General features: G+C 33.0%; 13 protein-coding genes. 2 read left to right on the top strand and 11 right to left on the bottom strand.

The window, feature by feature from the left end; all coding sequences use genetic code 11:
• Nucleotide 1: 1 nt before the first annotated feature.
• Genes ACPF9A_RS04065 through rsfS form a run of 3 tightly spaced genes read right to left on the bottom strand, consistent with a single transcriptional unit; the run spans nucleotide 2 to nucleotide 3,048 of the window.
• Complete coding sequence (locus tag ACPF9A_RS04065; protein ID WP_424001895.1) at nucleotides 2-613, bottom strand: LUD domain-containing protein; 612 nt, start codon at nucleotides 611-613, stop codon at nucleotides 2-4.
• 41 nt (nucleotides 614-654) lie between these two features.
• Nucleotides 655-2,661 (bottom strand): ATP-dependent zinc metalloprotease FtsH, encoded by a 2,007-nt coding sequence (ftsH, locus tag ACPF9A_RS04060; RefSeq protein WP_424001893.1) that lies wholly within the window; start codon nucleotides 2,659-2,661, stop codon nucleotides 655-657.
• A gap of 12 nt (nucleotides 2,662-2,673) precedes the next feature.
• Nucleotides 2,674-3,048: a ribosome silencing factor gene (rsfS, locus tag ACPF9A_RS04055; RefSeq protein WP_424001891.1), complete on the bottom strand. Its 375-nt coding sequence runs from the start codon at nucleotides 3,046-3,048 to the stop codon at nucleotides 2,674-2,676.
• 93 nt (nucleotides 3,049-3,141) lie between these two features.
• Between rsfS and ACPF9A_RS04050 the strand changes: the two genes are divergently transcribed.
• Complete coding sequence (locus ACPF9A_RS04050) at nucleotides 3,142-3,873, top strand: biotin--[acetyl-CoA-carboxylase] ligase (RefSeq protein WP_424001889.1); 732 nt, start codon at nucleotides 3,142-3,144, stop codon at nucleotides 3,871-3,873.
• Here ACPF9A_RS04050 and ACPF9A_RS04045 read toward each other — a convergent pair.
• A complete protein-coding gene (locus tag ACPF9A_RS04045) occupies nucleotides 3,870-4,262 on the bottom strand; it encodes an SRPBCC family protein (protein WP_424001887.1) in 393 nt (130 codons plus the stop codon). The genes ACPF9A_RS04050 and ACPF9A_RS04045 overlap by 4 nt on opposite strands.
• Before the next feature lie 2 nt (nucleotides 4,263-4,264).
• The gene (gene pyrE, locus ACPF9A_RS04040; protein ID WP_424001885.1) at nucleotides 4,265-4,909 is read right to left on the bottom strand and encodes an orotate phosphoribosyltransferase; all 645 of its coding nucleotides are present in this window, start codon (nucleotides 4,907-4,909) and stop codon (nucleotides 4,265-4,267) included.
• 7 nt (nucleotides 4,910-4,916) lie between these two features.
• Between pyrE and ACPF9A_RS04035 the strand changes: the two genes are divergently transcribed.
• On the top strand, nucleotides 4,917-5,507 hold the full coding sequence (locus ACPF9A_RS04035) for an NUDIX hydrolase (RefSeq protein ID WP_424001883.1): 591 nt from the start codon (nucleotides 4,917-4,919) through the stop codon (nucleotides 5,505-5,507).
• Between the two features lie 2 nt (nucleotides 5,508-5,509).
• On the opposite strand, the gene ACPF9A_RS04030 is transcribed toward ACPF9A_RS04035, so the two are convergent.
• From ACPF9A_RS04030 to ACPF9A_RS04005, 6 genes are all read right to left on the bottom strand, one after another.
• A complete protein-coding gene (locus ACPF9A_RS04030) occupies nucleotides 5,510-7,252 on the bottom strand; it encodes a M14 family metallopeptidase (RefSeq protein WP_424001881.1) in 1,743 nt (580 codons plus the stop codon).
• A gap of 66 nt (nucleotides 7,253-7,318) precedes the next feature.
• Complete coding sequence (locus ACPF9A_RS04025; protein WP_424001879.1) at nucleotides 7,319-7,723, bottom strand: response regulator; 405 nt, start codon at nucleotides 7,721-7,723, stop codon at nucleotides 7,319-7,321.
• The gene (locus ACPF9A_RS04020; RefSeq protein ID WP_424001877.1) at nucleotides 7,710-9,563 is read right to left on the bottom strand and encodes a PAS domain S-box protein; all 1,854 of its coding nucleotides are present in this window, start codon (nucleotides 9,561-9,563) and stop codon (nucleotides 7,710-7,712) included. The genes ACPF9A_RS04025 and ACPF9A_RS04020 overlap by 14 nt, the downstream gene beginning before the upstream one ends.
• Before the next feature lie 114 nt (nucleotides 9,564-9,677).
• Complete coding sequence (locus ACPF9A_RS04015) at nucleotides 9,678-11,519, bottom strand: PAS domain S-box protein (RefSeq protein WP_424001875.1); 1,842 nt, start codon at nucleotides 11,517-11,519, stop codon at nucleotides 9,678-9,680.
• A 123-nt stretch (nucleotides 11,520-11,642) separates the two neighbouring features.
• Nucleotides 11,643-12,095 (bottom strand): pantetheine-phosphate adenylyltransferase, encoded by a 453-nt coding sequence (coaD, locus tag ACPF9A_RS04010; RefSeq protein ID WP_424001873.1) that lies wholly within the window; start codon nucleotides 12,093-12,095, stop codon nucleotides 11,643-11,645.
• 31 nt (nucleotides 12,096-12,126) lie between these two features.
• A complete protein-coding gene (locus ACPF9A_RS04005) occupies nucleotides 12,127-13,101 on the bottom strand; it encodes a D-alanine--D-alanine ligase (RefSeq protein WP_424001871.1) in 975 nt (324 codons plus the stop codon).
• Nucleotides 13,102-13,245 lie beyond the last annotated feature (144 nt).

Genomic DNA, 13,245 nt, shown 5'->3' with positions numbered 1-13,245 from the left:
ACTATAAATCTTCCAGAAGTAAAAGATAAAGATTTTTAGTACTACTACCATACGTTAGAAAATCATCTGAGTTCTCTGCGGTAGCTTTAAAGTGTTTTAAGGTTGTTATATTGGCCGGAATTTTTTGGCCGTATCTCTTTTTGATGGTCTTTAAACCTTCACCAATAGATTCTACCAGCTGGCTAGTAGTAGCAAAAACTACAACGTTACTTGGTAGTTCATTTACTTTTTTCTCGTGTAGTTGATTTGAGCAGACAAGAATACTGCCATTTTGTGCTATTAAATGCTCGCAAGTTGTAAAAAACACTTCACTTTCGCGTACTTTATTTGTAAAAGTGATGGGTTCTTTCGAAAATTTTTGGGCTAGCCTTTCATTGAGAACAAAGAAAGGCTCACTCTCCCAATTATTTTCAGTGACAATATTTTGTATTGCCCTAGATACTTCAATATCAGAATCGCAATAAATAAATTTACCTCCATTCTGTTTAAAATGAATGGTAAACTTTTCATCAACAGGAATATTTAAATCTGGCATATGATCGCCTCGCGTCTCCGCAGTTTCTTTCGAAACCTTCTTTTTGCCACCACCAAATAAAATATCTAAAAACCCCATTTACGTTGTTGAAATAATTGCTAATCTAAAGTACTGCAATTTTATTTATTCTCTGTAATTTCCTCTTCTTCTGTTTTAGAATCTGATTCTTTTAACTTTTCAAGATTTTTTTTATTTTCTAGAGCTAAAATATCTTTTTCAAAATTTCTTACTCCAAATATTTTTTCTAAATCTTCCTTAAAGATAACCTCTTTCTCTAATAATCTTTCGGCCAAAGTCGTTAATTTGTCCTTATTATCAGTAAGCACTTTAATTGCTCTTTGGTATTGCTCTTCTATGATTTTAGAAATTTCAGCATCTATTTTTCTAGCGGTATCTTCACTGTAAGGCTTTGAGAAACCATAAGAATCTTGCCCAGAGGAATCATAATAGGTAATGTTACCTATTTCATCGTTAAGACCGTAAATAGTTACCATTGCTCTAGCTTGTTTAGTAACTTTTTCTAAATCACTTAGAGCACCTGTAGATATTTTATTGAATATCACTTTCTCGGCAGCTCTACCACCCATTGTTGCACACATTTCGTCCAACATTTGTTCAGGTCTTACAATTAAACGCTCTTCTGGTAAATACCATGCGGCACCTAATGACTGACCTCTTGGTACGATAGTAACTTTCACTAAAGGCGCAGCATGCTCTAGCATCCAACTTGTAGTTGCGTGGCCAGCTTCGTGATAAGCAATAGTTTCTTTTTCACCAGGTGTAACTATCTTATTTTTCTTTTCAAGCCCGCCAACTATTCTATCAACAGCATCTAAGAAATCTTGTTTAGAAACAGCTTTCTTCTCTTTTCTCGCTGCGATTAAGGCAGCCTCGTTACAAACATTAGCAATATCTGCACCAGAGAAACCAGGAGTTTGTCTTGCTAAAAATTCAGTATCTAAAGTTTCAGATGTTTTAATTGGTCTAAGGTGTACTTCGAAAATCTCTTTACGCTCACGTATGTCTGGTAAATCAACATAAATTTGTCTATCAAATCTACCTGCACGCATTAAAGCCTTATCAAGTACATCTGCACGGTTGGTTGCGGCCAAAACGATAACATTGGTGTTGGTGCCGAAACCATCCATTTCAGTTAATAATTGGTTCAATGTATTTTCACGTTCGTCGTTAGAACCAGTGAAATTATTTTTACCTCTTGCTCTACCGATAGCATCAATTTCATCTATGAATATGATAGCTGGCGATTTGTCTTTAGCCTGTTTAAATAGGTCACGTACTCTAGAAGCACCAACACCTACGAACATTTCAACGAAATCTGAACCTGAAAGAGAAAAGAATGGCACTTTAGCTTCACCGGCAACGGCTTTTGCTAAAAGTGTTTTACCTGTACCTGGAGGACCTACTAATAATGCACCCTTAGGTATTTTTCCACCTAATGAGGTATATTTATCTGGGTTTCTTAAAAAATCTACAATTTCTTCAACTTCTTCTTTTGCACCTTCTAAACCTGCTACATCTTTAAATGATGTTCTTGTATCGGTCTTTTCATCGAATAACTTAGCTTTAGACTTACCGATGTTGAAGATTTGACCTCCTGCGCCGCCGCCGCCGCCGCCAGACATTCTTCGCATTAAATAAATCCAAATACCAATGATCAATACAAATGGTAATAAGGAAAGTAAGAAATCTAAAATGGCTGTAGACTCCTTTCCAAATTCAACAACAGTATCAAGATTATTTTCTTTCTTGATGTCGGTAATTTCATTTTGAAATATTTGAAGATCACCATAATCTAAAGTATATTGAGGTAAATTACCTGAAGATGGAAGAAACGATTTTTCATTAACATCTTTATGTACCTCTTTGGCAATGGCTTCATCTTTAAGAAAAACCTTTGCTTGATTGGTGTTTGTGATGATCAAAATCTTTCTAACATCACCATTTCTAAGGTATTGCTGTAATTCTGAAGTAGTCGTTTTGTTTGTGCTAGCTAAATCATCACTATTGAATAATTGAAATCCGATAAGTAATACTGCTACTAATCCGTAAATCCACCAAGAACTAAATTTTGGTTTATTCGGATTTGTCTTATTTTCTTTTGCCATTTTAATTTTTTATTAATTTACGCTACTTTCTATTGTTGTGAATTTTGCATCTCCCCATAAACCTTCAATGTCGTAGTATTCTCGAACTTGCTTTTGAAATACATGAACTACAACATTTACATAGTCCATTAGTACCCATTCGGCATTGTCCTCGCCTTCTACGTGCCAAGGTTTGTCTTGAATAGCTTTACTTACTGTTTTTTGGATTGAACCTACAATCGCATTTACATGCGTATTAGACGTACCATTACAAACTATAAAATAATCGCAAACGGTATTTTCAATTTCTCTTAAGTCTAGTAGGTTTATGTTATGACCTTTTACTTCGTCAATTCCCTGAATTATTAATGCAATTAACTCGTCTTGGCTAGTTTTACTTTCCTGCATTCAAAAATTTTAATTTTTACAAAGTTATTATTTTTTTGTTCTTTTAGGACTAGTTTTTAACAATACATTAAAGATTCACAATTAGAACAGTAAATGCAAATAATCAAACTTGATGCCACGGAGTCTACTAATACTTATTTGAAAGATTTAATACAGCAAAAAGAAGTAGTAGATTTTACTATAATTACCACTCAAAATCAGACATCTGGCAGAGGTCAATTGAATGCTAAATGGGAGTCAGAACCTTATAAAAATCTGGCAATCAGTTTATTAAAAAAAGATATTGAACTTCCTATAGGTAAATTGTTTTTGGTTAGTATGCAGGTTTCTTTGGCAATAATAGAAGCATTGAATGAGTTAGAAATACCTGATTTGTCTATAAAATGGCCTAACGACATTCTGTCAGGCAATCATAAAATTGGAGGTATATTAATTGAAAATATTATTTCTGGTTCACAAATTAAAAGAAGTATTATTGGTTTTGGACTCAATATTAACCAAACTAGCTTTAAAAATGCTCCGCATGCATCTTCTTTAAAAAAAATTGTTGGTAAAGAATTTAATTTAGATTCCGTCTTTTACGCTCTAATAGAAAAATTACATCAACAACTAAATCGACCAATTACTGCCTTAGAAAAAGAACTGTTTGAACAATATCACACTGTTTTATTTAAAAACGAAGAGAAATGCACATTTACGCTACCTAATAATACAATAATTTCAGGTGTAATTATGGGTGTAACCATCAACGGTCTGTTGATGGTTCAATTAGCAAATGGAGATATTAAAGAGTTTGGATTAAAAGAAATACAACTTAATTATTAAACTTTACCCAAGTTTGTAGAAAGTGTATTTATAAAATTGGTGATAGGCTTTTTAATCATCATAGCCATCATAGCATTGAATTCACCTGTAAAACTTAAAACAACTTCACTAGTATCGCTATCAATTTCTAAAATATTTGCCGTTAAGGTAAAAGGTAATTTTTCGCTAGCAGCACCTAGAATAATTTGGCTATGCGGTGTTTGTTCTTTTTTTTCTAAAACAATTTCTGGCATTCCTTTTAAGGCAAAAAGAAATCTATTCTCATTTAGTACTTCGAATTTGTCAATGTTTTCGGGCATTAACTGTCTAAAGTTAGAGAGTTCGTTTAAAAAGTTGAAAGTATCTTCTGTACTTTTTGATACTTGTGACTTTGGTGTTTCTATAAACATAATTATTTATTTGTCCATTTTGAAGGATCTTTCCTCCATTCCATTAATGTTACTAATTGTTCGTCTTTAACGTAGCCGGTATCTGAAGCTTGTTCAATTAAATACTCATAACTACTTAACGTATGCAACTCTGTGTTTTTTTCTTTAAAGTTATTGGCGGCAGTTTCAAAACCATAGGTGAAAATGGCAAGCATGCCTTTTACATTTGCGTCAATAGCTCTTAAAGCATCTACAGCGTTTAAACTACTCTTACCGGTACTGATCAAATCTTCGATAACAACAACCGTTTGGTGAGCTTCTAAATGACCTTCTATTTGATTTTGACGCCCATGAGATTTAGGTTCTGGCCTAACATACACAAATGGTAGATTAAGTTTATCTGCAACGAGTGCACCGATACCTATTGCCCCGGTAGCCACACCAACAATGCAATCTGGCTTGCCATATAGTTGTTCTACTTGCTTTGCCATTTCATCTCGAATATAGTTTCTGATGATGGGGTACGAAAGTAAAATTCTATTATCGCAGTATATTGGCGATTTCCAACCAGAAGCCCATGTAAAAGGATTTTCCGGTTTCAATTTTATTGCATTAATTTGCAAGAGAAGCTCTGCTGTCTTTTTTGCAGTGTTTTTGTCTAAAACCATGACGCAAATGTATAAAGTTTTTGTTAATGAATTGCCTTTGATTTTGACAAATAAACTCTCTGATACAACAAATGGGGAGTATTTTTTGTTAAATCAAGAATCTATACAGCTGGCAATAAGTTCGTTAAAGAAAGGGAAGTTAAAAGAAGCGTTCATTTATCACCCAAACCACGATGAAATTTTAAAGAAGTTTACCAAAGAAATGCCTTTGGTTATTGCAGGTGGCGGCGTTGTATCAAATAATGAAGGTGAAGTGCTATTTATCTATAGAAATGATAAATGGGACTTGCCCAAAGGCAAGTTAGATAAAGGAGAGACAATTGAAGAATGCGCTATTCGTGAAGTTGAGGAAGAAACTGGTGTTAAAGGTTTGACGATAGATCATTTTCTACAAACTACTTACCATGTTTTTAGGCACAACGGCATTAATAAGCTAAAGCAGGTTCATTGGTATGCAATGAGCACCGACTTCGATGGGAAACTAAAACCAGAAAAAAAGGAAGGTATTTTTAAGGTTAAATGGAAAGGACCGGCAAAAATTAAAAAAGCCTTAGAAAATTCATACGTAAACATTAAAATTCTATTTCAAGAAGATTAGGGTTACTCTGCAATTCTGAATACCGGATACTGTAAATGTGCTTCTTCGTAAAGTTTACTTTGTTTAAAAAGCCAGTCTAACTGTTGATACCAGTTTTCGTTAAATTCAGGGTTTGTTCTTTTTTGTTCTTCAAATTCAAATTTTAGAATTGTGTCGTTCTTAAGCATTTCTAGAGCTGTATCTTCAAAAACGTAAGGGGAGAACCCTTCTTTTTGTTGAAGAATGGTATCAAAGAAATTCCAGTTAAAAAATGAATCTACTGCTGTCGGTTCTAAAGTTTCTAAAAGATATCTAAAACCTGGTTGGTCTATTGGTATAACGATATCGCCTACATGAAATTCTTTTGTGGTTCGCACTGTATTCACCTTAGTGTTATAATGCGGGTAATGACCTTCGTAAGGTACTTTGTACGTTTCGTATTCATTTATTTTATAAGATTCAATGTTAATGGTAGAATCTTTTTGTAAGGTTGTGTATTGAATATTATTTAAATCTAGTTTATCGATTATATTTCTCCATTGCTTACCAATAACAAATGCTTTGGGGATTTCTACAGAATCTGACGGCACATAAAAATCTTTATAGGTTACCTCAGTTTCAATAGGTGTGTTTCGGTCGAATTTTAACCTTTTGAGTCCGGTTACTTCACTTATAATCGTATCGGCCTTATATCCTTTAAATATATAGTTAGAAGCTTTGGTAGAATCAATTTTGAAGGCAGTTGGGTAATAACTATTTGGGTACTTTGAAGTGAATGTTACATCTCGCATAGCCCTAATATCTGGACCGTCTTTTTCGGTTATGGTAATCATCTTACGCATGAGTTCATAAGTGCCTTCAACCCGCTTATTATATGGTTTAAGCATATGTGTCTCTACCATCATACCTACAGTATTCCACAATGTTGTATAGCCGGTCGAATACCTTGGGCTATCCATAAATTGTTGAAATCCTTTTTCTGGCGGACTATTGAAGACATTCACGTAAGGAGTAATATCCCATCCAGAATTTGAAAGTGAATCTTGTAATTGAGGCATTAGACTATTGTGCACATAATCACCCAGTTTTCCGCCAAGCTTATTATGTTGTGTAAATAGGTGTGTTAAGGTATATTGGTAATCGGCACCATTGCTTACATGATTATCAATAAATACATCGGGATTGATAAGGTGAAATATTTTTGCGAAAGTCTCTGCGTTTTTTGTGTCTGTTTTAATGAAATCTCTATTGAGATCATAATTTTTGGCATTACCTCTAAATCCGTATTCCAGCGGTCCGTTTTGGTTGGCTCTAGAAGTATTATTTCTATTTAACGCCCCGCCTACGTTGTAAATAGGTATGGTAGCAATTATAGTCTCGTTTGGTGTTTCGATTTCGTTGCTCGCCAAGTCTCTGAAAAGTAGCATAGTGGCATCAATACCATCACTTTCACCAGGGTGAATACCATTATTGATTAACATCATGGTATTGCTCTCTCCTAATTTTTTAAAATCAAAATCACCTTTAGCACTATAGGTAACCACATGTAGTGGTTTGCCGCTATCAGTAGTGCCAATAGTCTGTATGTTTATAGTAGAGAACTCTTGCGACAGTTTTAGATAAAAATCGATGACCTGGTCATAAGTCGCAGTTTCTGTCTTGTTCGAAGTTTCGAAAGGAGTAGGGAAATCAGTTTTTGTATTTTCAACTTTACTCTCGCACGAGATAATTAAAAGAGCTAAGAAAAAGAGTGATATGGTTTTCATGTACAAACAATTAAAGAGGTGATTAGTACCAAAAATTGATTGTAAAAATAGCAATTACTTTGTTGCTTACGCCATTTGTGTTATTTCTGTTATTTTAATTCTATCAATAGGTTTTTGATTGAACGTTATCATGTGATGACTTTTACTTTTATAATGTTCCCATTGCTTTTTATCTCTAGGGTCAATAGAAGAAGTAACAATATTAATTCTAATTTTTTCGGTAATCGGTAGTTCAATAAAAGCCTGTAAAAATTCCCAACCGTCCATAATAGGCATGTTGATATCTAAAAATATAATCTGCGGTATTTGGATTCCATTATTAAAAAAATCGGTCAGAGTATCTATTGCAATTTTACCATTGGCGTAAGATTCAATCGAATTATATTCAACGCTAGAAGATATTAATTTACGTAAACCGAATACCGTAATAGCATCATCATCGATTATAGTAATATTGCTAATTTTTGTCATTAAAGAAAATTTTAAATTCTGTTCCTTTTCCAATCTTGCTAGTTACCTCAACTTTTCCGTTCATGGCGTCAATTTGATTTTTTGTAAGATATAATCCGATACCTCGAGCATCTTTGTGGTCATGAAATGTGTTGTACATGCCAAATAGTTTTTTTCCATACTTATCTAAATCTATACCTAAACCGTTATCTGAAATGGTTAAAATGGAATAGTTGTCTTTTTTTTCTGCACTTAATTTCACCAATGAATTTCTTTCTGAATGTCTGTATTTTACAGCATTTGTTAAAAAGTTTGATAAAATACTATCTAAATAAGACGGTACCGATTTAATATTGAAATCAGCTGGAATATTGTTTTCAATTGTAGCTTTATTATTTAAAATGAAAGGCGATAAATTTTTACAGACATCTTCTACTTTATCATTCAAATTAATTTCTTTGATTGCTATATTCGTATTGGTATTAATAGAAACTACTTCATTTAAATTATCTAAAGTTTCTAATAAATTATTCGAAGCCGTTGTAAGCATAGAAACAATATTTTTCTTTTCTTCCTCATCTTTTTCGGTATCTAAAAAACTTAAAAGCATTGAAAAATTAGCCGAGTGAGAACGTAAATTATGCGAAACAATATGTGCAAAGTTCAAAAGTTTTTTATTCTGTACCGATGCAATATTTATAATATTTCGAAGCTCTTTTTCTTTTTCTTTTAGGTTCGAAATATCTAGACTAATACCCACAAGACCATATGCTATACCTTTACTATTTAACAAAGGTATCTTAGAACTTAAAAAAGAAGTTTGCTTACCATCTATAGTAGTTTTTACAGTTTCTTTCCCAATTACAGGTTTAAGAGTGTTCATTACTTTTAAATCTTCCTCTCTAGACTTTTCTGCAGCTTCATAAGGGTAAAGTTCATAATCGCTTTTACCTAAAATTTCTTTTGGGTCGTTAACTCCTAAATACTCACATTCAGATCTATTAATTAAAATTTTTCTAGATTCGGTATCTTTTATGTACACATTGACCGGTAAATTATCGATTAATGTTCTTAATAGTTTTTCGTTGTCAATTGTTTTAATGTCCGCTTGTACTTGTTCGTTAATGTCTTGAAAAGTGCCAATTAAACCAACTACTTTACCTTTGTTAAATATAGGTTTACCCCCGGCCATGACCCACTTTTCTTCTCCGGTAGCGGTTATAATCTGTAGTTTCAAATTACTCCAAGATTTACCAGTCTCCTGTGCTTCGAAAAGTGCCATAGATACAGCATTTCTACTATGCCCTTCTTTATAATAGAAGAGTGCAGTTTCAATACTAGGTACAAAATCAGGCGATACCTCATGAATAGATTTGGTGGTAGAACACCAGAATAACTGGTTGTCTTCCATATTATATTCCCACCTACCAATTTTGGTAATTTCTGCTTGTTGTTGTAGTAATAAATCTTTTTTGTTGAGCTCTAGTTCATTATTAACGGCATCTGTAATGTTATTTAATTGAATAATTGCCCCGACAATATTCTCATTGGTGTCATACCAAGGTGCATTTATCCATTCGAACCAAAGTTCATTATTATTGGTGTCTATGGTTTTATGAATACCCATAGGTTGAGGGTTGCCTTTAAAACAATTCTCTAATACCATTTTCCATTTTTCACTTAAATTCGGAAAAACCGCAAATAAGCTTCTAGAGTTACTACACTCTTCATTTTCATTAAAAATACTCGTCCACTTGTCAGATGTCTGAACAATATTATAATTAGTGTCTACGAAAGCCGTTGGTGTTGGCAATTGTCTAATTAGGTACGAGGTATTAGATACCTGGGGAACTTTTATCATACCGATGTAATTTCTTACGAATGTAGTGGGATTACTGTATTTTACTACATCTTTGTTGTGAATGCTGCCAATAACGTTGTAAAAGAATCAATAAACTGTTTAATCAATTAATTTTTACTTTTTATTAAAATGAAACTTAAAAGTTGTGCCTTGGTTTGGTTCGCTTTCAACAGTTATCTTTCCTTTTAGGGCATCCATTTGATTCTTTGTGATGTAAAGACCAATACCTCTAGAATCTTTATTTCTATGAAAGGTTTTATATAGACCGAACAATTGGTCACCATATTTTTCTAAATCAATACCAAGACCATTATCCTCCACACTTAAAATGGTATAGTTTTCATCTTCCTCAATACTTAATATGATGATAGGCTTTTTATCTTCACATCGGTATTTAATAGCGTTTGTAATACAGTTGGTGAGTATGCTATTAAGGTATGCCGGTAATGCTTTTACCTGAGTACTTTCTGGAATTTCATTAATAATTTTTCCATGGGTTTCTTTAAGTATGCCGGCAACGTTCTGTTCAACTACAAATAGGCTTTCGTTTAAAGAAAGTAATTTTTTCTCTTCATTGATACTAGATTTTAAGGCAACGATTTCTCTGAGCCCCTTTATGGTTTCCGAAAGATTATCAGAGGCACTAAACAGCATATTCATGTATTTGTTACGCTGAATTTTACCAGTTTCATCGTTCAGAAAATTTAATAGTAAAGAAAAATTAGTAGCATGGGTTTTAAGATTATGAGATACCATGTGCGCAAAATTTAATAGTTGCTCATTTTTCTCTCGTGCCGATGCAATGGTATTTTTTAAATTTTTTTCTAATTTAATTTGCGAGGTAATATTTTCAAAAGTGCATAAAACACTTTTTACATTAGTACTATCTTCTACTAAAGTACCGGTAACTTTTAAATTTAGAAGGTACTTTTTATTGTTTGAGAAGGTAAATTTTATTGGTGTAAATGAACCTTTTTCTAAAAGTTGCTGCGTTAAATTTTCACTTTCACAACTAAAGTGAGCATTTACAAACTGCTTATAGTTTTTGTTCAAGAAATACTCTTTTTCATAACCTGTAAGTTTTAACATATGCTCATTAAGATTTAAAAAATTACCTGTTTCTAAATCAATAATGGCTAAGCCAATAGGTACTTTTTCAAAAAGAGGGTAGTCAATTTTAATGCTGTTAGATACTTCGACATTCTGTACAACTTCATCTTGAAGATGTTGAATTGTACCGATTATTCTTATGCACTTACCTTCTTTAAATTTAGGTCTACCAATAGTGTTGACCCAAATAACAGTTCCATCTTTTCTTTTTAATTGAGCTTTTTCATTCCAAGGTTTACCTGATTCAATGGCTTCAAAAACAACCCTTTTAATAATTTCTCTAGATTCTTCAACATAGTAACCTATTGCTTCGTCTAAATTGGGTTCAAATTCAGCAGGTAAACCGTAAATCTTGTTGACTACTGGTGTCCAGTGTAATTCTTCTTTTTGCACATCAAATTCCCAACTACCTATTTTAGCTACAGCACTCTTTTGATTTAAAATGAGTTTGGTTTTGCTAAGTTCAATTTCAAGCTCTTGAGTTTTAGAAATAGGTTCTACCTTAATAATTACACCTATAATGTTGCCATAACCATCTTTCCAAGGGTTTAGATGCCAAATAGAATCTTTTGAAGAATACTGGCAATCTTTAGCATTATATTTAAACTTTATATCTCTTAATCCCTCTAAGCTATATTTTAGTCTGGACATTAAATCTTGAGATAATTCAGGAAACAGATCAAGAAAGTATTTACCCTCGACCTCATTTAAATCTAGTTGAAAATTTGCCTGCCATCTAGGTGAAGCGCTGATCAGTTTAAAATCTGTATCAATGATGACTATAGATGATGGAATCTGGTTGATCCAGTCTAAAGAAAAAGATGAACTATTTTGTGATTTAAACATGTTGTTGTTGAATTTTCCTACTAATTTATAGGAATATTCCAACTTCGAAAGTTTAATTGTTGTGTTTTTGCGAAAAGTTGTTGTTGAAAGGCTAATTGTTGTTGTGTGGCCGATGAACTACCTCTATTTTCTTACAGAATCGGGTACTAAGCCTGTGTAGTCCCCACCGTTACGTATTACGTCTCTAACAATAGACGAGCTTATGTATGATTTGCCCGATGAGGTCAATAGAAACACAGTTTCTATCTCAGATAATTTACGGTTTGTATGTGCAATTGCCTTCTCGAATTCAAAATCACCAGGATTACGTAATCCCCTTAAAATAAAATTAGCATCTTCTTTCTTACAAAAATCAACTGTAAGCCCTTCATATGATTTTACCGAAATAGAAGGTACATCTTTAAACGCCTCTTTTATAAAGTGAATACGTTTCTCAAGACTGAACATATATTTCTTGTCGGCATTTTTTCCTATTGCGATGATTATTTCGTCGAACAAAGTGATGCCACGCATAATAATATCATGATGACCTAAGGTTAAAGGATCAAAAGAACCTGGGAAAATTGCACGTCTCATAGGTGGGTTTTACGTTTTAAATATAGGTATTTTAAGCTAATGCCTCGGTAATTGCGTATTCAAATAGCATACCTAGCTCAATACCAGCTTCTTTAGCTTGTTGAGGTAATATACTCTCTGTGGTTAAACCCGGTGTAGTGTTCATCTCTAATAAGAACGGTTCATTGCCAATGAATATAAATTCACTTCTAGAAAACCCTTTCATTTTAAGAACATCATATATTTTTCTAGAAGCTTGAGTCACTTTTTCTAATTGTTCAGCGTTTATTCTAGCAGGTGTGATCTCTTGAGATTTACCTTCATACTTTGCTTGGTAGTCAAAAAAGTCATTTTCAGAAACAATTTCTGTAATAGGGAAAACTGTTGTTTTTCCATTTAGTTTTAGAACGCCCACAGATACTTCGGTACCATCAAGAAATCCTTCAATAATGATTTCGTCATCTTCGTTATAGGCGGTTTCGATAGCACCTTTTAATTCTTCGGCTTTATAAACTTTAGTAATACCGAAACTGCTACCAGACTTATTAGCCTTTACAAAACAAGGCAGCTTTACCTTATCTATGATTTTACTTTCATTTATTTCATCACCTAAGTTTAGATAATAAGAAGGTGCCGCTTTAATTCCGTAAGGTTTTAATACACTAAGTAAATCTCTTTTGTTGAACGTAAGTGCTGCTTGGTAAAAATCGCAAGAAGTGTGTTTTATTCCTAACAATTCGAAATAGGCTTGCATGAGTCCGTCTTCACCAGGCGAACCATGAATGGCATTAAAAACACAATCAAATGTTATAGAGTTGCCTTTTAAAGGGATAGAGAAATCATTACGATCAATAGGCGTTTCGTTATCTGCATCGTCAACATAGACCCATTTGTTTTTAAAAATATGAATTCTATATAGATTGAATTTATCTTTATTAAGGTAATTATAGACCACATTTCCACTTTTAAGCGATATTTTATATTCACTAGAATAACCGCCCATTATAATTGCAATATTTTTTTTCATTTTATGGTCTATTAAGAATCTAAAAGCAAAGATGAAGCATTGAAATAAAATAAAAAAGAAAACGAACAGCATTCATACAAATTGAATTAATTTTTAAGTAAGCTGTAACTATAAACCGAAGCGGTAAAAAGGTATGTGGGCATT

Source organism: Maribacter sp. IgM3_T14_3, assembly GCF_049603095.1.
Lineage (GTDB): Bacteria > Bacteroidota > Bacteroidia > Flavobacteriales > Flavobacteriaceae > Maribacter.
This window is presented reverse-complemented; position numbering and strand designations above follow the sequence as displayed.